Origin of the sequence: Streptomyces sp. V2I9, from assembly GCF_030817475.1 — a bacterium.
In the GTDB taxonomy this organism is placed as follows: domain Bacteria; phylum Actinomycetota; class Actinomycetes; order Streptomycetales; family Streptomycetaceae; genus Streptomyces.
The window spans coordinates 4,405,980-4,430,282 of sequence record NZ_JAUSZJ010000002.1; the positions used below are offsets into that span (position 1 = coordinate 4,405,980).

Annotated in this window: 21 protein-coding genes; 6 read left to right on the forward strand and 15 right to left on the reverse strand. The window is 72.4% G+C overall.

Annotated features, from left to right (window positions below):
• The first annotated feature begins 41 nt into the window (after positions 1 to 41).
• On the forward strand, positions 42 to 1,073 hold the full coding sequence (locus QFZ71_RS19620) for an ATP-binding cassette domain-containing protein (protein ID WP_307669485.1): 1,032 nt from the start codon (positions 42 to 44) through the stop codon (positions 1,071 to 1,073).
• Positions 1,070 to 1,933 (forward strand): ABC transporter permease, encoded by an 864-nt coding sequence (locus QFZ71_RS19625; protein WP_307669486.1) that lies wholly within the window; start codon positions 1,070 to 1,072, stop codon positions 1,931 to 1,933. The genes QFZ71_RS19620 and QFZ71_RS19625 overlap by 4 nt, the downstream gene beginning before the upstream one ends.
• A 106-nt stretch (positions 1,934 to 2,039) precedes the next feature.
• On the opposite strand, the gene greA is transcribed toward QFZ71_RS19625, so the two are convergent.
• Together greA and QFZ71_RS19635 are read right to left on the reverse strand one after the other, a co-directional pair.
• Positions 2,040 to 2,537 carry a transcription elongation factor GreA gene (greA, locus tag QFZ71_RS19630; protein ID WP_030115193.1) on the reverse strand — a complete coding sequence of 166 codons (498 nt, stop codon included), beginning with the start codon at positions 2,535 to 2,537 and terminating at the stop codon, positions 2,040 to 2,042.
• Positions 2,538 to 2,759: 222 nt separating this feature from the next.
• On the reverse strand, positions 2,760 to 3,176 hold the full coding sequence (locus QFZ71_RS19635) for a DUF4307 domain-containing protein (RefSeq protein ID WP_307669487.1): 417 nt from the start codon (positions 3,174 to 3,176) through the stop codon (positions 2,760 to 2,762).
• A 212-nt stretch (positions 3,177 to 3,388) separates the two neighbouring features.
• Here QFZ71_RS19635 and mca point away from each other — a divergent pair, with 212 nt between their 5' ends.
• Positions 3,389 to 4,270: a mycothiol conjugate amidase Mca gene (gene mca / locus QFZ71_RS19640; protein ID WP_307669488.1), complete on the forward strand. Its 882-nt coding sequence runs from the start codon at positions 3,389 to 3,391 to the stop codon at positions 4,268 to 4,270.
• Between the two features lies 1 nt (position 4,271).
• Positions 4,272 to 4,511 carry a hypothetical protein gene (locus tag QFZ71_RS19645; RefSeq protein WP_307669489.1) on the forward strand — a complete coding sequence of 80 codons (240 nt, stop codon included), beginning with the start codon at positions 4,272 to 4,274 and terminating at the stop codon, positions 4,509 to 4,511.
• A 236-nt stretch (positions 4,512 to 4,747) separates the two neighbouring features.
• Here QFZ71_RS19645 and QFZ71_RS19650 read toward each other — a convergent pair whose 3' ends face one another.
• The 8 genes from QFZ71_RS19650 to QFZ71_RS19685 form a co-directional block, all read right to left on the reverse strand.
• On the reverse strand, positions 4,748 to 7,972 hold the full coding sequence (locus QFZ71_RS19650; RefSeq protein ID WP_307669490.1) for a tetratricopeptide repeat protein: 3,225 nt from the start codon (positions 7,970 to 7,972) through the stop codon (positions 4,748 to 4,750).
• Between the two features lie 214 nt (positions 7,973 to 8,186).
• On the reverse strand, positions 8,187 to 9,137 hold the full coding sequence (locus QFZ71_RS19655; protein WP_307669491.1) for a hypothetical protein: 951 nt from the start codon (positions 9,135 to 9,137) through the stop codon (positions 8,187 to 8,189).
• On the reverse strand, positions 9,137 to 10,093 hold the full coding sequence (locus tag QFZ71_RS19660; protein WP_307669492.1) for a hypothetical protein: 957 nt from the start codon (positions 10,091 to 10,093) through the stop codon (positions 9,137 to 9,139). The genes QFZ71_RS19655 and QFZ71_RS19660 overlap by 1 nt, the downstream gene beginning before the upstream one ends.
• Positions 10,080 to 11,093, reverse strand: a complete 1,014-nt coding sequence (locus QFZ71_RS19665) for an ABC transporter ATP-binding protein (protein ID WP_307669493.1) — start codon at positions 11,091 to 11,093, stop codon at positions 10,080 to 10,082. Before QFZ71_RS19665 ends, QFZ71_RS19660 begins: the two co-directional genes overlap by 14 nt.
• Positions 11,090 to 11,608 (reverse strand): septum formation family protein, encoded by a 519-nt coding sequence (locus tag QFZ71_RS19670; RefSeq protein ID WP_307669494.1) that lies wholly within the window; start codon positions 11,606 to 11,608, stop codon positions 11,090 to 11,092. The genes QFZ71_RS19665 and QFZ71_RS19670 overlap by 4 nt, the downstream gene beginning before the upstream one ends.
• A gap of 86 nt (positions 11,609 to 11,694) precedes the next feature.
• Positions 11,695 to 11,994 (reverse strand): hypothetical protein, encoded by a 300-nt coding sequence (locus tag QFZ71_RS19675; protein ID WP_307669495.1) that lies wholly within the window; start codon positions 11,992 to 11,994, stop codon positions 11,695 to 11,697.
• 659 nt (positions 11,995 to 12,653) lie between these two features.
• The gene (locus QFZ71_RS19680; RefSeq protein ID WP_307669496.1) at positions 12,654 to 12,827 is read right to left on the reverse strand and encodes a hypothetical protein; all 174 of its coding nucleotides are present in this window, start codon (positions 12,825 to 12,827) and stop codon (positions 12,654 to 12,656) included.
• Between the two features lie 372 nt (positions 12,828 to 13,199).
• Positions 13,200 to 13,766 (reverse strand): Uma2 family endonuclease, encoded by a 567-nt coding sequence (locus tag QFZ71_RS19685; protein WP_307669497.1) that lies wholly within the window; start codon positions 13,764 to 13,766, stop codon positions 13,200 to 13,202.
• 196 nt (positions 13,767 to 13,962) lie between these two features.
• Here QFZ71_RS19685 and QFZ71_RS19690 point away from each other — a divergent pair, with 196 nt between their 5' ends.
• Positions 13,963 to 15,981 carry a thioredoxin domain-containing protein gene (locus QFZ71_RS19690; protein WP_307669498.1) on the forward strand — a complete coding sequence of 673 codons (2,019 nt, stop codon included), beginning with the start codon at positions 13,963 to 13,965 and terminating at the stop codon, positions 15,979 to 15,981.
• A gap of 107 nt (positions 15,982 to 16,088) precedes the next feature.
• Here the strand turns inward: QFZ71_RS19690 and QFZ71_RS19695 are convergent, their stop codons facing one another.
• A complete protein-coding gene (locus tag QFZ71_RS19695; RefSeq protein WP_307669499.1) occupies positions 16,089 to 16,781 on the reverse strand; it encodes a hemolysin III family protein in 693 nt (230 codons plus the stop codon).
• 221 nt (positions 16,782 to 17,002) lie between these two features.
• Between QFZ71_RS19695 and QFZ71_RS19700 the strand changes: the two genes are divergently transcribed.
• Positions 17,003 to 18,826: a phosphoenolpyruvate carboxykinase (GTP) gene (locus QFZ71_RS19700; RefSeq protein WP_307669500.1), complete on the forward strand. Its 1,824-nt coding sequence runs from the start codon at positions 17,003 to 17,005 to the stop codon at positions 18,824 to 18,826.
• A 237-nt stretch (positions 18,827 to 19,063) separates the two neighbouring features.
• On the opposite strand, the gene QFZ71_RS19705 is transcribed toward QFZ71_RS19700, so the two are convergent.
• The 4 genes from QFZ71_RS19705 to QFZ71_RS19720 form a co-directional block, all read right to left on the reverse strand.
• Entirely contained in the window at positions 19,064 to 19,738 is a 675-nt protein-coding gene (locus tag QFZ71_RS19705; RefSeq protein ID WP_307671519.1) for a hypothetical protein, read from the reverse strand.
• Positions 19,739 to 19,775: 37 nt separating this feature from the next.
• On the reverse strand, positions 19,776 to 21,542 hold the full coding sequence (locus QFZ71_RS19710) for a VWA domain-containing protein (protein WP_307669501.1): 1,767 nt from the start codon (positions 21,540 to 21,542) through the stop codon (positions 19,776 to 19,778).
• On the reverse strand, positions 21,539 to 22,819 hold the full coding sequence (locus QFZ71_RS19715) for a toxic anion resistance protein (protein ID WP_307669502.1): 1,281 nt from the start codon (positions 22,817 to 22,819) through the stop codon (positions 21,539 to 21,541). The genes QFZ71_RS19710 and QFZ71_RS19715 overlap by 4 nt, the downstream gene beginning before the upstream one ends.
• Before the next feature lie 241 nt (positions 22,820 to 23,060).
• Entirely contained in the window at positions 23,061 to 24,152 is a 1,092-nt protein-coding gene (locus tag QFZ71_RS19720) for a hypothetical protein (protein WP_373465201.1), read from the reverse strand.
• Positions 24,153 to 24,303: the final 151 nt, after the last annotated feature.

The window sequence follows — 24,303 nt, forward strand, 5'->3', positions numbered from 1 at the left end:
GTACGGGCGCGGTCATCCATGTGTGACGGAGGAGCCCCTCCATGCCAGGTGCGATCCACGCCGAAGGTCTGGTGAAGACCTTCGGCGACGTACGAGCCCTGGACGGCGTCGATCTCGACGTCCCCGAAGGCACCGTCCTCGGGCTGCTCGGACCCAACGGCGCGGGCAAGACCACCGCCGTAAGGGTGCTGACCACGCTGCTGCGCCCGGACAGCGGCACGGCCGTCGTGGCCGGGATCGACGTCCTGCGCAAGCCCAACGAGGTGCGCCGCTCGATCGGGCTCTCCGGCCAGTTCGCGGCGGTCGACGAGTATCTGACCGGCCGCGAGAACCTCCAGATGGTCGGGCAGCTCTACCAGCTCGGCGCGCGGGACGCCAAGGCCCGCGCGGGCGTCCTGCTGGACCGGTTCAACCTCGGCGACGCCGCCGACCGCACCGCCAAGACGTACTCCGGCGGGATGCGCCGCCGCCTGGACCTCGCGGCGGCGCTCGTCGTGTCGCCGCCCGTGATGTTCATGGACGAGCCGACGACCGGGCTCGACCCGCGCAACCGGCAGCAGCTCTGGGACGTGATCGAGGACCTGGTGGCGGGCGGTACGACCCTGCTGCTGACCACGCAGTACCTGGAGGAGGCCGACCGCCTCGCCCACGACATCTGCGTCATCGACCACGGCCGGGTCATCGCCCGCGGCACCTCCGACGAGCTGAAGGCCCGCACCGGCGGCGAGCGCGTCGAGGTCGTCGTGCACCGCCCGGACGAGATCGAGCGCGCCCGCTCCGTGCTGACCGCCCTCGGCAAGGGCGAGGTCACCGTCGCCCAGCTCTCCCGCAAGCTGACCGCCCCGGTCAGCGGCGGGGCCAAGCTGCTGGCCGAGATCATCCGCGACCTCGACGCCCGGGGCGTCGAGATCGACGACATCGCCCTGCGCAGGCCCACCCTCGACGACGTCTTCCTCTCCCTCACCGGCCACGCCGCCGAGGCCCGGGAGAACGGGGACGAGGAGCCCGGCGGAGCCGAAACGGAACGTCCCCGAGGAGCCCGCAGCGGCCGGGGCAAGGAGGAGAGCCGGTGAGCGCGATCTCCAAGGACGCCCCCACGCTGGTCCCACGCCCCTCCGGGGGTATCACACAGTCGGTGAAGGACTCCCTGGTCGTCGCCAAGCGGAACCTGATTCGGATGACCCGGATTCCGGAGATGGTGATCTTCGGGCTGGTCCAGCCGATCATGTTCGTGGTGCTGTTCACCTACGTCTTCGGCGGCTCCATCTCCATCGGCGGCTCCACCGACCCGCAGCTGTACAAGGAGTTCCTGATGGCGGGCATCTTCGCCCAGACCGTCACCTTCGCCACGGCGGGCGCCGGCGCGGGCATCGCCGACGACATGCACAAGGGGCTCATCGACCGCTTCCGGTCGCTGCCCATGGCCCGCGGCGCGGTCCTCACCGGACGGACGCTCGCCGACCTCGTCCAGACCACGCTGACCCTCGTCGTCCTCGCGGGGGTCGCCCTCCTCGTCGGCTGGCGCACCCACGAGAACATCGGCAAGGTGCTCTGCGGCTTCCTGCTGCTGCTTCTCCTCGGTTACGCCTTCTCCTGGATCGGGGCGTTGATCGGCCTGTCCGTCCGCACCCCGGAGGCGGCGACCTCCGGCGGTCTGATCTGGCTGTTCCCGCTGACGTTCATCTCGAACGCCTTCGTCCCGGTCACCGGCATGCCCGCCTTCCTCCAGCACGTCGCCGAGTGGAACCCGTTCAGCGCCACGGTGGCGGGGGCCCGCGAGCTGTTCGGGAACACGATGCCCGGCGTGCCGAAGTCCGTGACCGGGGCCTGGCCGATGGAGCACCCGATCCTCGCCTCGGTGCTCTGGTCCGTGCTGATCATCGTGGTCTTCCGAACTCTGGCCGTACGCAAGTACCGCTCGGCCGCCGCCTGAGGACGCCCGAGCCGCCGCCCACCCACGGAAGCGACGCGGGAGCCCCGGCCTGTCCGAAGGCCGGGGCTCCCGCGTCGTCGGGTGCCGCGCGTGGTGGCGGGACGGGTCAGCCGGTGTAGGGCTTGGCCGCCAGGATCTTCACCGTGGCGGTCTTGCCGTTCGGCAGCTCGTAGTCCGCGTCGTCGCCCGTCCGCTTGCCGTTCACGCCGAGGCCGAGCGGGGACTGCGGGGAGTACGTCTCGATGTCCGCGCTCGCGTACTCGCGGGAGGCGAGCAGGAAGGTCAGCGTGTCGTCCTCGTCGCCGTCGAAGGCGATGGTGACAACCATGCCGGGCTCGACCACGCCGTCGTCGGCCGGCGCCTCGCCGACCTTCGCGTGCTCCAGGAGCTGGGTCAGCTGGCGCACCCGCAGCTCCATCTTGCCCTGCTCCTCCTTGGCCGCGTGGTACCCGCCGTTCTCCCGGAGGTCACCCTCCTCACGGGCCGCCGCGATCTTGACGGCGATCTCCGTGCGCGCGGGACCAGACAGGTACTCCAGCTCGGCCTTGAGCTGGTTGTACGCCTCCTGCGTGAGCCAGGTGACGTTTTCGCTGGTCTGGGTCACAGGTGCTCCTCGTCGGTGCTGGGAATACAAACGATCGCCCTACCCGGAAGCATGTGCTTCGTCGGGTGGGCGAAACCACGAGCCTAACAATTCCGCAGGAAAAGGGGGAGAAGGTAAACCGTCACACACCGGGACCGGCCACTGCGGCCCGTATCACCGCAGGTCGCACGGGGTGGTGCGGCGGGACCGGCCCCTGCGGGCCGTCATCGGAGGGAGAGGGGATCAGCCCTTCGGGCCGTCGTCGGCGGTGCAGCCCATCGGCTCGACCGCCGTCGCCCGCGACCGGGTCACCACGGTCACGACCTCGTCGATCCGGTCCTCGGCCCGGTCGAACCGGACCTCCTTGCGTCCCACCTCGGCGCCGTCCTCGCTGAGCGCCCGCACCACGCAGTAGCCATGCCCGCCCCGGTCCTTGCGGACCTCCAGATGGACATCGGCGCGGGTGTCGGAGACGACCTTGAACTTGATCATCTCGGCGCTGATGCCCTGGCCGCCCACGTAGTCGTAGCCGATCCACCCGATCACGCCGAGCAGGGCGACGCCCAGGACCGATCCGACGATCTTCAGCTTGCGGTCCGCACGCTGATCCTCGGTCCGGCCGTAGCGCCCCTCGGGCGCGGCCTGGCGAACCGTCGTCATGATCGTTCCCTTCGGGCCGGGCATCGAGGAATTTTCCGGCCCCTCGGTCAGTCACTATAGAAGCCGCCCGTCCGTCACCCGATCGCGCCCCACACCGACGAGGCGCCGGCCGGCCCCTCCCGCCGGAGACCGCCGAGGGCCCTCTCCGCCCTCGACGACCTCCGACGACCTTCGACCGGAGCGACCAGCGACCCATGACTGAGGATCGAGTTTTGACTGAGCAGCTGCGACTGATGGCCGTTCACGCCCACCCCGACGACGAGTCGAGCAAGGGCGCGGCCACCATGGCCAAGTACGTGTCCGAGGGGGTGGACGTGCTGGTCGTGACCTGCACGGGGGGCGAGCGCGGCTCCATCCTCAACCCGAAGCTCCAGGGCGACGCGTACATCGAGAAGAACATCCACGAGGTGCGCAAGAAGGAGATGGACGAGGCCCGCGAGATCCTGGGCGTCCAGCAGGAGTGGCTCGGCTTCGTCGACTCGGGGCTGCCCGAGGGCGACCCGCTGCCGCCGCTGCCCGAGGGCTGCTTCGCCCTGGAGGACCCGGAGCACGCCGCGGGGCGCCTGGTGGCGAAGATCCGCGCGTTCCGGCCGCAGGTCATCACCACGTACGACGAGAACGGCGGCTACCCGCACCCCGACCACATCATGACGCACACGATCTCGATGATCGCGTTCGACGGTGCGGCCGACGCGGAGCGGTTCCCCGAGGACGAGTTCGGCCCGGTCTGGACGCCGCAGAAGCTGTACTACAACCAGGGCTTCAACCGTCCGCGCACCGTCGCCCTGCACGAGGCGCTCCTCGCCCGCGGTCTGGAGTCCCCGTACGGGGAGTGGCTGGAGCGGTGGAAGGAGTTCGAGCGCGTCGAACGCACCCTGACCACGTACGTCCCCTGCGACGACTTCTTCGAGATCCGCGACAAGGCGCTGATCGCGCACGCCACGCAGATCGACCCCGAGGGCGGCTGGTTCCGGGTTCCGATGGAGGTCCAGCGGGAGGTCTGGCCGACCGAGGAGTACGAGCTGGCGAAGTCTCTGGTCGATACCTCCCTCCCCGAGAGCGACCTCTTCGCGGGCATCCGCGACAATGCCTGATATGTACGCGACCCAGGCACTGACGCACCTCGTCCCGCTCGCCGCCGAAGAGCTCGACAAGAACAAGGTCACCCCCGGCGTCCTCGGCTTCCTCGTCTTCGCCGCGCTCGCCGTCGGCGTGTGGGCGCTGATGAAGTCGATGAACCGGCACATGGGACGGGTGAACTTCGAGGAGGCCCCCGACCCGGACGCGAAGCCGACCGAGGCCGGGTCCGGGGCGGCGGCCTCCCCCCGGAAGTAGGCGACGCGCCGGACCGCGGGGCCGGGGAAGCGGCGTCCGGCCTCACCGCCGGACGCCCACGCGCACTGCCGTGCGGGCAGGGGAGGCGCGCCTGCCCTGCCCGCACGGGGACGTACGTGTGTCCTGCCGTACGGCTGTGGGGCGCGGGCCGCACGTCCTCCCGTACGGAGACGGGCGCGGGAGCGCGCGCCGCTCACCGGCGCCCGTCCCCCTCGGCCCCCGCGCCCCTCACCCCCTCACGGCTGCGCCGGCTCCAGCGGCACGCCCATGATCTGGCCGGCGGCGCGGGCCGGGGTCAGCCCGAGCCGCCACGCCTGCCAGCCGTCCTCCAGGTCCACGCCCCGCTCCAGGGCCACCGCGAACGCCGCCGCCGACTGCTCCAGCTTCACGTCCCGCGCCGGATGCCGGGCCCCGATCAGCTCGGCCAGCTCCTGCTGGGCGACCACCGTGCCCACCTCGCTGCCTCCGGGCGACGCGTACGGCAGCAGCGTGCAGCGCAGGAACCGGGCCCAGTCGCCGCCCCGCGCGTCCCCGTACGAGGCGAACAGCCCCGCCGCCTCCTCGCACAGCTCCAGCGCCTGCGGCGCCCGCCCGTTGCCCGCGTCGATCAACGCCAGCTCCACGCACGCCCACGCCTCCCCGTACGGCACCTTGATCCGCCGGAAGTCGGCCCGCGCGTCCATCAGCAGCTGCCGGGCGAACCCCGAATTGCGGAGGTTGCCCGTCTGCGCGGCCCGCTGGTCCCGCGTCACCCGTCCCGAGTGGTGCCGGGCGCAGGCCAGCCCGTACACGTCCCGCATCCGCGAGAACATCGTGCGGGCCCGCTCCAGCTCGCGCACCGCCTGATCGGTGTCCCCGTCCTCCTCCAGAGCCTGGCCCAGGTAGAACAGGGTCCACGCCTCGCCGCGCGCGTCCTCGTTCTCCCGGTGCCGTTCCAACGCCTCCCGCAGCTGCTCCAGCGCGGCCGCCGGGTCGCCGTCCAGCAGCCGGGCACGGGCCAGCTGGGTGATCGCCCACGCCTCACCGCGCCCGTCGCGGGTCCGCCGGTACAGCTCCAGGGCGGTGCTCAGCTCCTCCTCGGCCGGCGCGACCTCGCCCGTGCGCAGTCGCACCTGGCCCAACTGGTACCGCGTCCACGCCTCACCGTGCAGCGACTCGCCCTCCCGGTGCAGCCGCAGCGCGTCGGCCAGCAGCGCCAGCGCCTTCGGCAGATCGCCCCGGTCCCGCTCCACGGCGGCCAGGGCGTGCAGGGTCCAGGCCCGGTCCTCGGCCTGCGCCTCGGAGGACTGGAGCGCCAGCGCCTCCCCGAGCCGGGCCGCCGCCTCGGTCAGATTGCCCTGGTGGTGCAGGGTGATCCCGAGCGAACAGAGGGCCAGCGCCTCACCCGCGTCGTTCTGCGCCTCGTGGTAGAGCCCGACGACGGAGGAGAGCGTGGTGCGGGCCTTGTCCAGCTCGCCGAGCTGCCGGGCCGCGATGCCCGTGCGCCACTGCACCGAGCGCTCCAGCAGCCCCTGGTCCACTGCTCTGGTCAGCTCGCTGATCTCGCCCAGGCGGTACAGGTCGCCGCGCAGCAGGCAGTAGTCGCACAGCGCTCCCAGCAGATGCAGCACCGTCGCCTGGTCCACGCCCTCCGCGTGCCGCAGCGCCGCCGTGATGAAGCTCGACTCGTCGTCCAGCCAACGCAGCGCCGAGTCCAGCGACCCGAACCCGTGTGAGCCGAACTGCCCGGCGCGGGTGGACATCTTCCCGTCGACCATCCGGATCACGGCGTCGGCCAGCTCCGCGTAGTTCGTCAGCAGCCGCTCCTGCGCCGCCGTCCGCTCGGCCTCCTCCTCCTCGTCCCGCAGCCGGGCCAGCGCGAAGGCCCGCACCAGGTCGTGCAGCCGGTAGCGCGACCCCCGTACGCGGGTGAGCAGCCCGGCCCCTGCCAGCACCGTCAGCAGCCGCTCGGCCTCCTGCTCGTCCGCCGCGAGCAGCGAGGCGGCGGCCGCCGCGCCGAGACTGGCCCGGCCCGCCAGCGCGAGCCGCCGCAGCAGCCGCCGGGCCTGGTCGCCCTGGTCCGTGTAGCGCAGCCACAGTGCCCGCTCCACCGCGCCGACCGGCCCGTACGCGGCCAGGTCCTCCGCCAGCGTGTGCCGGCTGCGGCCCCCGAGCGCGGACCCGGCGACCCGCAGCGCCAGCGGCAGCCCGCCGCACAGCTCCACGACCGCCTCCGTGGACGGGTGGTCGTAGGGCCCGGTCTCCTGTTCCCCGGCGACCTCGCGCAACAGCTCCTCCGCGCCCGCCGCGTCCAGCGGGCCGACCGGCAGGTGGTGCACGCGGGCCGGCAGATCCTCGGGCAGCTCCAGCGGCTCCCGCGCGGTGACGATCACCAGGCTGTCCGAGCGCTCCGGCACCAGGGTGCGTACCTGCTCGGCGTCCGTCGCGTCGTCGAGCACCACGGTGACCGGCGTCCCCGTGAGGTGCTGGTGGTACAGCTCACCGAGCCGCCGCACCTGCTGCTCCGCCGACGCGCCTTCGCGGAACAGCAGTTGCTCGCGCGGGGCGCCCAGCCGGTTCAGCAGGTGCAGAAGGGCGTCACGGGTCGGCAGCGGACTCTCCCCGGCCACCTGGCCGCGCAGATCGACCAGGCACGCCCCCCGGAACTGGTCCTTGAGCGTGTGCGCGGCCCGCACCGCGAGCGAGGTACGCCCCGACCCCGGTTCGCCGTGCAGGACGACGACGGTCGGCCGGGTCCGCGTGGAGGCGCGTGCCGCCTGTACCCACTGGGTGATCTGCGCCAGCTCGGACCGGCGCCCCGCGAACGGCCCCTCCGCCTGCGGGAGATGGCCGAACGACTGCTCCAGCACCACGCGGGTGCGGGCCGCCGCGCTGCGGTCTCCGCCACGCAACCGGCATGCGACCGCGGCGTTCTGCCTCTTCTTCGGGTTGCGCGACGCCGGGGCCAGCATGCGCTGCTGGTCCAGGTACGGACGGATGCCCCGTACCTCCAGGGCGGTCAGCCACTGGAGCCTCAACTGCTCCGCCCCGCCCGGCTGTCCGGCCGCGGCGGCGCGGCGGTGCGCGGCGGGCCAGTGCGAGGCGGTCACCCTCGCCACGGTCGTCGCCGTGCCGGCCACCGCGACGGCCGCGCCCGCGCCGAACGCCGGACCGGTGCCGGCGCCGAGCGCCAGATCCGCGCCGATCGCGGCGACCGCCGCAACTCCCGTCACCAGCAGGGGTGTTCCGAGCGCCGCTCGGCTGAAGCGCTCCGCCAACGGGCGATCGCCCGCCGCCGCGGCGTCGAGCGCCCGCGTGTACGCGGCGTACTCCTCGGCCGCGCCTACCGCCATGGTGTCGAGCGCGGCACGGGCCCGCGACATCAGCGCTCCGGCGTCCGTCCGCCCGCCGGAGCGCCGCGCCTCCTCCTCCACTGAGCGCACCAACAGCCTCTCGGCCTCGGCCCGATGGCTGTCCCGCATAGATGTCCCCCTCCGAGAGCCGCGCTCCGGATGCCGGTCTCCGGAGCGTCGGACGTCACACGTCGGGGTCAAGTGTCCTGCGTGGCGCGCCCCGGCGCGAGGGGCGCGGGGCAAGGGGTGGGTCAAGGAGCGAGGACGGGACAGGGCGGGGCAGGCCGGTGGGACGCGGTCGCGGAACCGTCCGCGGGGCGCGCCGCGGCCGGGAGAGCCCGCCTCAGCCCACGTCCCGGCGGGTGAACCGCCACCAGGCCGCCGCCACGACGGGGAGCAGGTGAACGGCCAGGGCGAGGAAGGCGGCGGTCGCGGTGGTGCCCTCCCGCATGACCAGGCAGGCGGTCTCGCCCACGCAGGTGGTCCGGTCGGTCTCCATCAGCAGGCGCTCGTTGAGGACGGCGAACGTGATCCCGGCCAGCTCGTACTCGGCCAGCGACGGAACGTACTCCTGGACGATACGGCCGGAGGCGACCAGATAGGCGAGGGCGATGCCCAGGGCCGTGGTCGTGCGCCGGGTCAGCATGGCGAGGGCGTAGCCCAGCAGCGCCACCAGGCCGACGAGGACCGCGCCCCGCCCCCCGACGACGGCCAGCACCGTCCAGTACCGTCCGTCCGCCTCGGCCAGGGACCCCTTGAAGTGGGCCACGACGAACAGGAGGGCCACGAAGAGGACCGAGGCCAGGACGGCGGCGGCAGTAGCGGTCGCGGTGACGAGGAGGCCCCTGGTGAGGAAGAGGCGGGTGCGCCGGGGCTCGGCGGCGGTGAGGGTGAGCATCACACGGGACGACCAGTCGGCGCCCCCGCTGAGGATGCCGAGCACCAGCGCGGCCAGCGACAGCCCCGACAGCATCGCCCGCAGGTCGACGAACGATGCCTTCGTCATGAGATAGCGGGGGTCGTCGAAGAACGCGCGGGGGGACAGGGTCTCGACCGAGCCCGCAGGCCGGCGCGCCGCTTCCTCCGCGTACACGCGGTACGCCGCTTCGGCCGTCCGCCATGCCGCCGCCACGTCGGTGTGATGGCTGACGAAGGCGGAGACGGCGAGCGCCAGAAGGACCACGGGGAGCGCCCCGAGGGCGTACCGGACGGGTTTCGGACTCAGCAGCCGGTGGAGTTCGGCGCGGACGAGGCGGCTCAGGGGCGGCGGCGAGGGCCTTGCGAGAAGGGTCATCAGCCGATATCCGTCCGGGTGGAGCGCCACAGGGCCAGAGCGAGGACCGGGAGGAGGTACAGGAGGATTCCGACGAAGCCGTCCCCGGCGGTCAGATCGACGTGGACCGCCTCGCAGCCGGGGCCGGCGATGCAGTCGGACTCCGCCATGGGGATGACCGGCTTCTCGTTGAGCACGGCGAAGGTCAGGCCGTCCATGTCGTACTCGGCCAGGCGCGGCCCCCGCCCCCCGAAGATCCTGCCCGCGCCGGCCAGGTAGAGGAACGCGATGGCGAGGGCGGCGGGGACATGGCGCGTCAGCACGGCCAGGCTGTAGCCGAGGAGGGCCAGGAGCCCCACGAGCACGACGCCCCGCAGGAACTGACTGGCCAGCACCGACCAGTACACCGCGTCCAGCCCGGCGGTACTGCCCCGGAGCTGGGCCGCGAGCAGCAGACACGGTACGAGCAGCAGCCCGCACACGGCGGCCACCGCCATGGAGAGACCGACGACCAGCAGGCCCCGGGTGAGGAACAGCCGGGCGCGCCGGGGTTCGGCGGCGGTGAGCGTGAGCATCACGCGCGAAGCCCAGTCGGCGCCGCCGCCGACGATCCCGAAGACGGTGGCCGCCGCGCAGAGCCCGAGCAGGACGGTGCGCAGATCGCCGAAGGAGAGCGCCTCCATCAGGTAGCGCGGGTCGTCGAAGAAGTTGTCCCGCCCGATGGTTCCGGTCGGCATCCCCGTACGGGCGGCCTGCTCCAGGAACTCCCGGTGGAGCGCGTCCGCTTCGCGCAGTGCCGGACCGGTGTCGGGGCTGTGGGTGAACAGTTTCGACAGGCCGAAGGCCAGGACCAGCAGCGGCAGCCCGGCCGCGACCCGGCGTACGGCGCGGGGGGCGGTCAGCCGGTGCAGCTCGGCCCGCAGGAGGCGGTCCCAGGGCGGGGCGCCGTATCCGCGCACCCGGTCAACGGCGGTCAACGGGGCCGCCTTTCGCGGCGGCGTCGGCCGCCCGGACCGCTGCGACGTAGATGTCCTCCAGGGAGGCGGCCCGGACCAGCAGCTCGCGCGGATAGACGTCCTGGGCGGTGAGCAGCCGCAGCACTTCGGGCGCCTGCGGGGCCGACTGCTGCGGCGGGACGGCCATACGCAGCTCGTCCGTGCCGCGCGGGCCCGCGATCCGGGTGGGGGAGTGGCCGTGTCGCTCCAGTACGGCCACGGCCTGCTCGGTGACCGTGTCGTGCACCCGCACCACCAGGTGCTCGGTCCCTCGGGCGATCAGCTCGGAGACGCCGGCGTCGCAGATGACGCGGCCGTTCCTGACGATGGTGACCCAGTCGCATACCAGCTCGACCTCGGCCAGGATGTGGGAGGAGACGACCACGGTCATACCGCGCTCGTCGCGCAACCGCTTCAGCAACTCCCGCATGTCCCGCACGGCTTCGGGGTCGAGCCCGTTCATGGGCTCGTCGAGGACGAGGAGTTCGGGGCCGGAGATCAGCGCCCCGGCCACGCCGAGCCGCTGTTTCATGCCGAGCGAGTAACCGGAGTAGGCGCGCCGGGCCGCGTGCGCGATCCCGACCAGCTCCAGCGCCTCGGCCACCTCGGTGGAATCCGCGCCGTGCAGCTCGCCGATCAGCCGGAGGTTGTGCTCGCCGGTCAACGAGGCGTTGAACGCGGGGCCTTCGATGAGCGCACCCATACGGCCGGCGACGTACCGCTGATCCTTGGGGAGCGCGTGCCCGAAGGCGTGCACCGTGCCGCTGTCGGGCCGGACGAGACCGAGAAGCGTCTTGAGGGCCGTGGTCTTGCCCGACCCGTTCGGTCCGAGAAGTCCCACGATCGAACCTCGGGGAACGGACATGGAGAACCCGTCCAGGGCAGGCTGCCGACGTCCGCGGGCGGTGCGGAAGGATTTCCGCACATCGTCGAAGCGGACCAGCACGTCGGAGGGCCCGGTGTGCTCGGGCTCCGGCGTCACGCGGCTTTGCCGATCTTTCCGGTCCGGGGCTCGGGGAACGTTATGGCGCAGTAGCCGGTCCTGTTCCCGGATTCCCAGGATTCTTTGTCGAGCGGGGCGAAAAGCAGACCGATCATGGAGCCCTTGTTCTTCGAGATGAGAGGGTCCAGTACGGGAGTGCAGAGGGTGCGCATGGCGTCCATGACGCCGCGGTCACCGGGAAACGGGCTTTTCGCGTCTTCGGGGATCTCGGTCTCGGAAAGAATCTCGAATCGGTGCGGGGTCGCGCAGTCCACCGTGCCGACTTCCTGGTCCGACCGGACATTCCCCCGGAAGTTGGAACACGTACCGACCTTGAGATCGGAGAACGCCGTGGGAGTCCCCTGCGGCAGGTCATTCATCGCGTCGAGAGAGTTCGCGGACTGTTCCGCATCGGGAGCCGGATTCTCCGCTTCCCCCTGGATCGTGGCGCAACCCGACAACACCAGCGCCGTCAGGGCGGCTGTGGCCAGGGAGAACGTGAGATGACGGCGCATGCCTGGTTCGCCTTCTGGGATGGGGCCCCGTGCTGCGGGTGAACAAGCCCCCGCAGCACGGGAATTGATTTAGCCGATCGGGGAGACTAGCACTTGGCCGTGCCGTAGTACGAGTCCCACGTGTCCCCGTCGCTGCCGCCGTTGTTGTCCGCCCACCAGTCGACCAGGTCGCCGGAGATGTACTTGACGTAGTGGTTTCCGGTGTCGTGCCGGTGGCCGGACGCCGTGCTCGGGGCCTCGGCGCCCCTGCCGCTGTTGATGGTGATGGTGCCCCAGTTGCAGCGGGTGTCCGCCTGTGCCGCGGTGCCTCCACCGAGCACGATAATGCCGGCGAGTGCTGCTGCGGCCGTACCGATCGCGCCAATTCTGCGAACGTTGTTCTTCATTGCTTTGCCCCCTCGGATGGATGAACTGAAGCGGGACCCACTCTTCACGGCGGCTGTAGGGAGAGGCAATGGGATTTGATGTGAATGGCCAGTTCAAGACAGCGGCACTGTTCAATGGTTCTGTCGGAGGCGTGACCTCCATATGTCCTCTGCGTGATCATGAGGACGAGCGTGACGGGCATGCGGGGCGGAGGCCGCGACTCCGTCAGTACGGTGGGTGATCATCGTGGTGAGGGCGCGTCGTCCGTGGTGCGTCAAACTGTCTCGATCTTGGCCCTCGGGGCGGTCGGCCGGAGAACAAGATGCCGAGAGGGAGAGCGGGGATCGAGGGAGGCCACGGGCCTGCCGAACGGGAGGCCGGGGCAGCGGCAGGACTCCCCGGTCACCGTCGCGTCACGCGGTCTCCTGCCCTCGCCCCACCCCTTCTCCTCGCTCCCCGTTCCTCTGCCGTTGTTCGGTGTTGGAGGCCCGCGTGGGGCCGCAATGCCCGCACGCCAGGAGCCCGCGCCTCCCGTGGCCCTGGTCTCCGTCCCCGGTACACCCGCATGACCTGCACGTTCCCGAGGCGGGCGGGCCCAGGTCTCAGGAGGGCACCGGGGACGCGAGCCGACCGGAACCTGGACGGTCCCTGTGCGCTACGGCCGGGGCGCAGTGGCGGCCTACATCTGCGGCGCGGACGGCGCCTCCTCGAAGGGGCTTTCCTCCAGCAGGTCGTACAGGGCGTCGGCCGCCGGCAACTCGGAGGTGCGGCTGGTCAGTTCCTCGGGGGCGGTCATGGCCGTGCCGGCGGCGAAGGCGCCGGCGAACAGTGCGGTGGCGATGAGCTTCTTCACGGTGTCCGTATCCGTCGTGACGGTGGCGGGGGCCACGTCGGGGCTCGGGGCTGCCGCGCCCGAGCCGTCCCGCGACCCCTCAGCAGATACGTTCCTGCGAAGGCAACACGGAGACTCGGACGAGCGGCGGCCGATGGTGGTCGGAGTTAGCGGTCGTTCGAGAATTCCAGATTCCCCAACGAGACGACTCCGTCCGAGGAACGCTCCGCCCCGCCGATATCACCCGAATGAAGACCCTGCCTCGTCCGGTGGCCGCCGTTCCGCCGCCGAGGCGACGGCTCGGCACATCGGAGCGCTGGGTGGCGAGACCGACGGTCCTCCGTGCAGCGCATGCGGAACGTCCACGGCGACCCCGGAGATGTTCCGGCGATCTCAGATGACGCCCAGGTCCACAGTGACGGGAAAGGGCACGGCAGCCCCGACCGTGCCGGTGAACATCTCGCCGTCCCGATAAGCCCTGGTGGCGGGATCGAGGACGTAGGTGTAGACGATCGGGACACCGGTGGCGGCCTGCTCGATTCGCCAGTAGAAGGGGATGCCGGCCTTGGCGTACTGGTCCACCTTCACGATCCGGTCGGTGGTCTCCGAACCGGGCGACACCACCTCGACTACCAGGAGTACGTGCTCGGGGCGGGTGGGTGTGACGTCGATGGTTTCTGCCCGGTAGACGATGACGTCCGGGCGGCGGTTGGTGAGGGGAACGTCGTGCAGGCGGACGTCGACGTCCGTGTCGGCGTTCCAGTCCGGGCCCGCGGTGGCGTCCAGGGCGTTGGCCAGGATCCGCGCCAGCCGGGTGTGCCGCTTGGAGACGCTCGGGCTCACGACGACCATCCCGTCCACGATCTCGATGCCGGCGCACTGCTCCTCGGACCAGGAGTCGTACTGCCCCGCGCTGATCTGCGTATGCATCCACGCGGGCGCCACCATCTCGGCGGTCATGGTGTGCCTCCTTCGAGATGCCTCGGCAGGTCCGGCGCTGCCGGAGTCAGCCTACTGTTCCGAGGTGCCGGACTGCCCGACTCGGAGGGGAAGGAACCGCCCACCATGTCATGGCGCATAAGTGCAATTCGGCCAAGTGGGGTGGGCCCGTCAGTGTTTCGCCGGTCGCGGCAGACGCTGTGAGAGGCTGGGGCGTATGAACCGGTTGGCTGGTGTGACCTCGCCTTATCTACTTCAGCACGCCGACAACCCGGTCGACTGGTGGCCGTGGGCGCCGGAGGCGTTCGAGGAGGCGCGGCGGCGTGATGTCCCCGTTCTGCTTTCGGTGGGCTACTCCGCGTGCCACTGGTGCCACGTCATGGCGCACGAGTCCTTCGAGGACGACGAGACCGCCGCGTACCTGAACGAGCACTTCGTGTCCGTCAAGGTCGACCGGGAGGAGCGACCCGACGTCGATGCCGTGTACATGGAGGCCGTGCAGGCGGCCACCGGGCACGGGGGGTGGCCGATGACCGTGTTCCTCACGGCGGACGGGGAGCCGTTCTACTTCGGGACCTACTTCCCGCCCGAGGCGCGGCACGGGTCGCCCTCCTTCCGGCAGGTGTTGGAGGGGGTGACGGCCGCCTGGAACGACCGGCGGGACGAGGTCGCCGAGGTGGCCGGGCGGATCGTGGCGGATCTGGCGGGGCGGTCGCTGGTCCACGGTGGTGACGGGGTGCCGGGGGAGTCGGAGGCCGCTCAGGCGCTGCTCGGGCTGACGCGGGAGTACGACGAGCAGTACGGCGGGTTCGGGGGCGCCCCCAAGTTCCCGCCGTCCATGGCCGTCGAGTTCCTGCTGCGGCACTACGCCCGTACGGGGTCCGAGGGCGCGCTCCAGATGGCCGCCGACACCTGTACGGCGATGGCGCGCGGCGGGATCTACGACCAGCTCGGCGGGGGTTTCGCGCGGTATTCCGTGGACCGGGAGTGGGTCGTTCCGCACTTCGAGAAGATGCTCTACGACAACGCCCTGCTGTGCCGTGTGTACGCCCATCTGTGGCGGGCCACCGGGTCGGACGAGGCGCGGCGGATCGCCCTGGAGACCGCCGACTTCCTGGTGCGGGAGCTGCGGACCGCCGAGGGCGGGTTCGCCTCCGCGCTGGACGCCGACAGCGAGGACGCCGACGGCAAGCACGTCGAGGGCGCCTACTACGTGTGGACACCCGCGCAGTTGAGGGAGGTGCTGGGCGAGGACGACGCCGCCTTCGCCGCCGCGTACTACGGGGTGACCGAGGAGGGGACCTTCGAGGAGGGTTCCTCCGTGCTGCGGCTGCCGGGGGACGCGGGGCCCGTGGACGCCGACCGGGTCGCCGCCGTACAGGCCCGGCTGCTGGCGGCGCGTGAGCAGCGGCCGCGGCCGGGACGGGACGACAAGGTCGTCGCCGCCTGGAACGGGCTCGCCATCGCGGCCCTGGCCGAGACCGGGGCGTACTTCGGCCGGCCGGACCTGGTGGAGCGGGCCACCGAGGCCGCCGATCTGCTGGTCCGGGTGCACCTGGGCGAGGTGGCCCGGCTGACCCGTACCTCCAAGGACGGGCGGGCCGGGGACAACGCCGGGGTGCTGGAGGACTACGGCGATGTCGCCGAGGGCTTCCTCGCGCTGGCGGCGGTGACGGGGGAGGGCGCCTGGCTGGAGTTCGCCGGGTTCCTGCTGGACATCGTGCTGGAGCAGTTCACGGGGGAGGGCGGTCAGTTGTTCGACACCGCTCATGACGCCGAGCAGCTCATCCGGCGGCCCCAGGATCCGACCGACAGCGCCACCCCGTCCGGGTGGACGGCCGCCGCGGGGGCGCTGCTCTCGTACGCCGCGTACACCGGGTCCGAGCCCCACCGCACCGCCGCCGAGGGCGCGCTCGGCGTGGTGAAGGCGCTGGGGCCGCGCGTCCCCCGGTTCGTGGGCTGGGGGCTCGCGGTGGCCGAGGCGTTGCTGGACGGGCCCCGCGAGGTGGCCGTGGCCGGGCCGGTCGGCGGGGAGCTGCACCGTACGGCGCTGCTCGGGCGGGCCCCCGGCGCGGTGGTCGCGGCCGGTGAGGGGCCGGGGGCGGGGGCCGAGTTCCCGTTGCTGGTGGACCGGCCGCCGGTGGGCGGGGAGCCGACCGCGTACGTCTGCCGGCACTTCGTGTGCGACGCGCCGACCACGGACGCGGGGGAGTTGGCGGCCAAGCTCGGGGGCTGAGCGCCGTCGCGGACAGCGGTGAGGGGCCGGTCGCCGCGTGCGGCCGGCCCCTCATCCGTAATCCGTGGGGCGGTCGCCCGCCGGTGGTCGGTGACCCGTGGGGCGGGTCACCCGTGCTGGTACGCCACCAGCGAGATGCCCACGTAGTGCGCTATGAACGCCGCCAGCGTCAGCGAGTGGAAGACCTCGTGGAAGCCGAACCAGCGCGGCGACGGGTTCGGCTTCTTGAGGCCGTAGATCACGCCGCCCACGCTGTAGAGCAGTCCTCCCACCACGACGAGCACCAGCACCGCGATGCCGCCCGTGCGCATGAAGTCCGGCAGGAAGAAGACCGCCGCCCAGCCCATCGCGATGTAGCACGGGGTGTAGAGCCAGCGCGGCGCGCCGACCCAGAACACCCGGAACGCGATGCCCGCCGCCGCTGCCGCCCAGACCGCCCAGAGCAGCGGGCGGCCGGTGGACTCGGGCAGCAGGAGCAGCGTCAGCGGGGTGTAGGTGCCCGCGATGATCAGGAAGATGTTCGCGTGGTCCAGGCGGCGGAGCACCGCCTCGCCGCGCGGCCCCCACGTGCCGCGGTGGTACACGGCGCTGACCCCGAACAGCAGGCACGCGCTGAGGACGTAGACGGTGCAGGCGATGCGGCCCCTCGTGCTGTCGGTCAGCGCGATCAGGGTGATGCCGGCGACCAGGACCGCCGGGAACATGCCGGCGTGCAGCCAGCCGCGCATCCGCGGTTTGACGGGGGTGGGGTCGAGGACGACGGGTCCCTGGGTCGCGGCGTCAGCGGCAGCGTCAGTCATGCCTCGCATGCTACCTACGCCACCGTAGGTAGCGGATATGGGGCGTAAATGAGTGGCGATGCTCACGTGTGCGGCCCCCTGGACATATGGGCGGAAGAACTGGATGATCAAATGAGTGCAGTCGGCACCGGATGAGCGCCAGGGGATTTCGAAGGGTACGAAGCATCCGGGTCGCAGCCCCCACGGGGCCCAACAACTGACACCCTCAACAAGGAGCGATCGTGGCGCGCGACATCGCGGCTCCCCTCACTGTCCCCACCCACCACCAGGAGCTGATCTCCTGGGTCGACGAGATCGCAGCCATCACCCAGCCGGACCGGGTGGTCTGGTGCGACGGTTCCGAGGCCGAGTACGAGCGCCTGTGCGGGGAGCTCGTCGCCAAGGGCACGTTCACCAAGCTGGACGAGATCAAGCGGCCCAACTCGTACTACGCCGCGTCCGACCCCAGCGACGTCGCCCGCGTCGAGGACCGTACGTTCATCTGCTCGCGGGAGGAGAAGGACGCCGGACCCACCAACCACTGGAAGGACCCCGCCGAGATGCGGGAGATCTTCACCGGTGAGGACGGCGTCTTCCGCGGCTCCATGCGCGGCCGCACCATGTACGTCGTGCCCTTCTGCATGGGCCCCGTCGGCTCGCCGCTCTCCGCGATCGGCGTCGAGATCACCGACTCCGCGTACGTCGCCGTCTCCATGCGCACCATGACCCGTATGGGCCAGGCCGTCCTGGACGAGCTGGGCGAGGACGGCTTCTTCGTGAAGGCCGTCCACACGCTCGGCGCCCCCCTGGAGGAGGGCCAGGAGGACGTCCCGTGGCCGTGCAACACCACCAAGTACATCTCGCACTTCCCCGAGGACCGCGAGATCTGGTCCTACGGCTCCGGCTACGGCGGCAACGCCCTGCTCGGCAAGAAGTGCTACGCCCTGCGCATCGCCTCCGTCATGGCCCGCGACGAGGGCTGGCTCGCCGAGCACATGCTCATCCTGAAGCTCACCCCGCCGCGCGGTGAGGCCACGTACGTCGCCGCCGCCTTCCCCTCGGCCTGCGGCAAGACCAACCTCGCCATGCTGGAGCCGACCGTCCCCGGCTGGACCGTGGAGACCATCGGCGACGACATCGCCTGGATGCGGTTCGGTGAGGACGGCCGCCTCTACGCGATCAACCCCGAGGCCGGCTTCTTCGGCGTCGCGCCCGGCACCGGCGAGCACACCAATGCCAACGCCATGAAGACCATGTGGGGCAACTCCGTCTTCACCAACGTCGCGCTGACGGACGACGGCGATGTCTGGTGGGAGGGCATGACCGAGGAGCAGCCCGCGCACCTCACGGACTGGAAGGGCAACGACTGGACCCCCGAGTCCGGCACTCCCGCCGCCCACCCCAACGCCCGCTTCACCGTCCCCGCCGGACAGTGCCCGATCATCGCGCCCGAGTGGGAGGACCCCAAGGGCGTGCCGATCTCCGCGATCCTCTTCGGCGGCCGCCGCGCCTCCGCCGTACCGCTGGTCACCGAGTCCTTCGACTGGCAGCACGGCGTCTTCCTCGGGGCCAACGTCGCCTCCGAGAAGACCGCCGCCGCCGAGGGCAAGGTCGGCGAGCTGCGCCGCGACCCGTTCGCCATGCTGCCCTTCTGCGGCTACAACATGGGCGACTACATGAACCACTGGGTCAAGGTCGGCGCCGACAAGGACCAGGCGAAGCTGCCGAAGATCTACTACGTGAACTGGTTCCGCAAGAACGACGCGGGCAAGTTCGTGTGGCCCGGCTTCGGTGAGAACAGCCGCGTCCTCAAGTGGATCGTGGAGCGCCTGGAGGGCAGGGCCGAGGGCGTCGAGACCCCGATCGGCATCCTGCCGGCCAAGGGCGCGCTCGACACCGAGGGCCTGGACCTGGCCGAGGCCGACCTCGACTTCCTCCTGACGGTCGACAAGGAGGTCTGGCGCGAGGAGGCCGCCCTGGTCCCCGAGCACCTCAACACCTTCGGCGACCACACGCCCAAGGAGCTGTGGGACGAGTACCACGCGCTCGTCGAGCGCCTGGGCTGACCCCGGCACCCCACCGAACCCCGCGGCCGGGTCCATCGGACATCCGCCCTGACCTGTGGGGCCGAACGACCCGCCGCGGTACGGGGCCTGTCGTCGCCGACGGCCCCGGAGGGCCGTCCCCGACCAAGGACACCCTCCTGGCCCCCGGAACCCCCTCACGGTTCCGGGGGCCGCGTCCGTCTCTCACGGTGCCGGGGCGCCTTCCGTGCCTCACGGCGCGGGGGCCGATTCCGTGCCTCACGGCTCCGGGGGCGCCTTGCGTGCCTCAGGGTGCCGGGCCTGCCGGGGCCCCTCCCCGTCCGGTGCCGCCGCGCCGGCGCCCCGGTCCTCCAGGTATCTCGTGTGGGAGCGCTGGCGCGACTCCTCCGCCTCGCGCAGCCCGTCCACCTGACCCTGTGCCTCCCCGTGCAACAGCGCCACCTGCCGCTCCAACTCCTCCTCCGGCGACCGCGCCCCCGGCGCGAGCCGCGTCCACCACCGGGTCCGCAGATACGTGTCGACGGACTCCGGAACGTCGCGGCGCACCGCCCGCGCCACCACGTGCAGGCCCTCCGGGTCGGCCGCCAGCGCCTCGGACGCCCAGCCGGGGGCCAGCAGCCCTTCCAGCAGGGCGGTCAGCGCGGCGAGCCGTTCCGTCGCGGCGGGCGGCAGGTCCACCCCGGCCAGGTACGCCCGCAGTGTCACCAGATCGGCCCGCACCTCCTCGACCCGCGACGACGGGTCGTCGAACGCCGGGGCGGGCGGCCGGCGCGGCGGGGCGAGCAGTGCGCCCGCCCCGTACAGCCCGCCGACCACGACCGGCCAGTACGCGCCGGCGAACCCGGCGAAGGTGAGGGCGAGGCCGCCGAGGGCCGCCACGCTGCCGGTCAGGTTCCGGGCCGACTCCAGATAGCCGACCGCGCGGGCCACCACGCCTCGGGGCGCCCCGGCCCTCCCGCCCGCCGTGTCCCTACTGGTAGCCACGGATCTCCTCGAACGCCCCGTCCAGGGAGCCGGGCCCCTCCTCCTTCGTCCCGTCGAACAGCCGGCCGCCGGTCAGCGCGGCGATCGACTCCAGCTCCGAGCGGTCCGAGTCGCCGAACACGACCGGGAACACCGGGGTGGCCCGCCGCGCCTCGGGCAGCGCCCGGTAGAACGCCGCGAACTCCGCCGCCGACCGGCCCGCCGTGTTCTCGCCGTCCGTCATCAGCACGATGGAGGTGAACGCGGACTCGGTGTCCGGACCCAGGCGGTCGTAGGCCGCCGCCAGCGACGAGTAGATCGCCGTGTCGCCCTCGGCGGTCAGCGCCGCCGCGTCCGCCCGGATCGCCGCCGGGGCCGCCTGCGGGTCCGCCGGGTCGACGGTGTGCGTGCGGACCCGCTTGACCGTGGACCCGAACGGCAGCAGCGTCACCTCTTCACGCTGCCGGAAGTCTCCGGTCAGCCCCGTCAGCGCGGACGTCAGCTGCGCCAGCCGGCGGCCCTCCATCGATCCGGAGGTGTCCAGCACGTACACGGTCCGCGACGGGCGCCGCAGCCGGTGCTCGTACGAGGACAGCAGCCCGTCCGCGACGGACCGCGAGCCGGGGAAGGGCAGTTCGCGGCGCTGCTCGGGCGAGAGCGGATCGGCGGGGCGCGCGGCGGCGACCACCGGCCGGCGCAGCGTCCGCGCCGTGATCTCCCGCTGCACCCCGGTGGACCGGAAGTGCTCGGTCAGCGTCCGCACGGCGTCGCGGGCCTCCGGCGTGGCCGAGGCGAGCGCGCTCAGCGGGTAGTCGGCGGTCACCACCCCGTCACGCGGGCGGATCACCGTCAGCCCGGCCCCGTCGTCCCGGTTCAGCGACAGCAGCACCGACTCGTAGTTGATCAGCGCGTCCACGGTGGGGCGCCGGGTGTACGCGGAGGCAAGCCAGCCCGAGGAACCGGAGGTCAGCCGCTGCCCCGCGAAGAACTCCTTCAGTCTCGGCGAGGCCCTGCGGACGTCGGCGTCGGTGAGCGCCGCCTGAGCGCCGGAGAGCCCGGAGGCCACCGAGACGAGCGCGGCGAAGCCGGAGTTGGAGCGGCTCGGGTCGGTCATCCCGTACGTCAGGTCCCCGGCTTCGACCGCCCGGTGGACCTGCGCCCAGCTGACCGCCCGCGGGTCCCAGCCGAGTCGCCGCACTGTGGCGGGCCGTACCCCGAGGGCGACCGGGGAGGCCATCAGCGGGGTCTCGGAGGCGATCCGGCGGGCGGCCTCCGGGTCCAGCCGCAGATAGTCGTTGGACGACAGCCACACCGCGTCGAACGCCCGGTCCGCCGTGCCGGACGCCACCTGCTCGACCGCGTCCAGCGTGCCCGCCCAGGTGGGCCGCACCGTGATCCCGGTCGCCTTCCGCGCCTGCTCGAACAGGGGCTTCATGTCGACGAGTTCGCTGGATGCCAGGACCCGGACGGTGTTCGCGCGCGCTCGCCCGTCGCCGGAGCCGTCCTTCGCGGAGTCCCGGCCGCCGCCCCGGTCGCCCGCCGTGCAGGCGACGAGCGGGAGCAGCAGGGCGAGAGCCAGCAGGGGGACGAGGGTGCGGCGGCGGGCGCGATCCGGCCGGCGGTCGCTCGTACGTGCCCGCCACCGCCCGCCGCCGGGACGGTCGCTCGTGGGGCCGCCGCCGGGACGGTCGCTCGGGTGTGCCGGCCGCCGTCCCGTACGGGGAAGGCCGCTCGTGGGTGCCGGTCGCCGTCGGGGGCCGCGTCGGTCGCTCATGAGAGGAGCCCCCCGGCCGCCGCCTGGTCCGTCGTCGTACGGCTGCGTGCCAACCGGTCCCCGGCGTGCCGGAGTTCGGCGGACAGCGATTCCACCGTGGCCGCCATGGTCGCGGTCGCCCGCGCCTTGTAGGTGTCGATCGCGTCGAGCGTGGCGTAGATCTGGCCGAACGCGGTGCGCAGGGTCTCGACGTCGACCGCCGGGTCGGCCGCGATCCGCTGGATCTCGCCGCTCTGTGTGCCGAGCATCTCCGAGTTGCCCCGGATCAGGCCCTCGGTGGTCGAGCGCAGCACCTGTACCTGTTCGGTCACCCGGCGCTGGTGCTCCAGCGCCGACGCCAGCATCACCGCGATCCGCAGCGCGGACACGGTCGTGGTGGCCGCCCGGTCGACACCCTTGACCAGCTCGTCGTTGTTGCGCCGCACGACGTCCATCGCCAGGTATCCCTGGGCGCAGACCGCGATCTGGGTCAGCAGGTCCTGGTGCTTCTGCCGTACGGGGAAGAGCACGTCGGCCCGCAGGGCGTCCGCCCGTGCCGGGTCGCCCGCCGCCTCGGCGTCCGCGACGCGCCGCTCCACGACGCCGTCCAGGGCCTCCGTGAGCACCGCGTACTCCTGGAGCTTGCCCAGGGTGTCCCACAGACGGGAGCGTTCGGTGTGCAACGCGGCGTTGTCGCGCAGCAGTTCGTCCTGCCCGCTGCGGAGGGCGCCGACGATCCGGTCCAACGTCCCCTTGGCGGACGCGTACGTCGCCACGTGGTCGCGCAGTCTGCGCCCGCCCGGCAGCCGGGAGAGCAGCCGGCGCGCCCCGCGCCCCGGTGTGTCGCGCGGGTCGAGCTCCTCCACGGTGCGGCGCAGCTCGACCAGCGACGAGCCCACACGGGCCGGGGCGTCGCCCTCACCGGAGGCGAGCGAGCGGACGGTGCGCTCCAGCATCCGGTTGGACTGCTGGGCCGCGGCGCGGATGTCGCCCTGCCCGAGCGCGGCGATCTCACCCACCCGCGCGCCGAACTCGGGGGAACGGGCGTCGAGTCCGGCGAGGCCCTCCACGTACTCCTCGGCGCGCCGCAGCATGTCGGTGCGCACGGCCTCCGCCACCGGGACGAGCCCGACCGCCTGCTCGGCGCGGATCGGGGCGACGGGGGCGGGCGGGGTGAGCACGAGCGGGGTGGTCGGCGGGTCGAGCGGCGGGCGCGGAGAGTCGAGCGGCAGTCGGGGGTCCCATGGCGGCGGGGTGTTCCGCGGCCTGGCGTCCTGGGGGCCGGCGTCCTGATTCATGGTGACGGTCTCCTGTGCTGCGAGGGCGGGCCCACCGCCGGGAGAAGCGCCGGTCGGGGCCACGGAAACGGGTCGGGGTGCGGGCGGGCCGGAGGGGAAACCGCGAGAGGGGCCCGAGGCGGTGCACGGGCCGGGTGGCGGCGGGTGCCGGGTCAGGAGCGGCACGGGGTGGTAAGGGACGGGGTGGAGCGGGGTAGGGGTGTGCGGGACGGGTCGGCCCCGCACCGGCCCCGCACCGGTCTCAGTCGCGGGCTCGGCGGGCCATCGAGCGCAGTACCTCCGCGGTCGGCACGGGCGCCTGGCGTACGCCGGTCAGCCGCTGGTCGATGTAGGCGGTGTGGTCGGCGGTGGCCGCGATGAACTCGGCCGCCGCGCCCTGGGGCCGGAAACCGTGCCGTACCGCCAGCTCCCGCAGCCGCGGATCGGTGGACAGCAGCTCACCGAGCGCGCGGCCGTGGTCCGTCAGGGGGACGAGGGTGTGGTCGCTGGAGACCGTGGTGTCCGGGTAGAGCACGACCAGGTCGCCCACCTCCTGGCGCTGACCACCCATCAGGAGTGAGGCCACCTGCGACTCGTAGACCAGGACGAGGGGGTTGCCGACCCCGCTGACGAAGTCGCGGAACGGCGCGTCGGTGCTCGTCTGCTGAGCGCCCTGCACCTGGACGAGCTTGCGCAGCAGGGGCGCGGTGCGCTCCACGGCCTTCCCGTCGGCGGCGACCCGGCCGCCCTCGGCGACGTACGAGGCGGCGGCGAGATAGAGGGCGCCCGAGTTGGACGTGACCGGGTCGGTGCTCGTGATGAACACCGTGCCGCTCAACTCGGCATGCCCGGATGCCCCCTTGAGCTGCTGCCAGGTGCGGTCGTCCTCGGCGGCCGCGAGATACGGGCCCATGAGGAGCGTCCCCTGCGTGGTCCACGGCGATCCGTCCTCGGCGCGCAGCCGGGCCAGCCCGTTGGCCGCGAGGACCTCGGCCGCGGTGCGGTGGGCCACCACGACCAGCGGTGAGTAGAACGGGCGCAGCGGGCCGCCCCGCGCCCCGGCTTTCCGGCTCAGCTCGTCGGCCGGGGCCCCGGAGCCGGGGAAGGCGAAGTCGTAACCCTCCAGCGGCAGTCGGTCCATCGCCCAGGACCCGGAGGTCTCCGTGTGGACGGCGAACCCCTTGGCCGCGAGGGCCTTCACGGTGTCGGGGTCGGAGAAGAACTCCGCCTTCTCCGACCCGATCACCCCGCGCACGGTCGTCGTGGCCGTGCCGTTGCCGCCCTTGCTGTCCCGGCCCAGCGCGACGGCCGCGGCCACACCGGCGACCAGCAGGACCGCCAGGACGATTCCCAGGATGCGTCTCACCCGCGCAGCGTGCTCGCGGAAACCCACATTCCGGGCCGAGTTGGGTGGACGGCAGATGAAGGGGCCATCCCAGTACGCAACGGAGTCACTCCGGCACGCGGCGGGGTCACGCGGGTACGGGGTGGGGTCACGCGGGTAC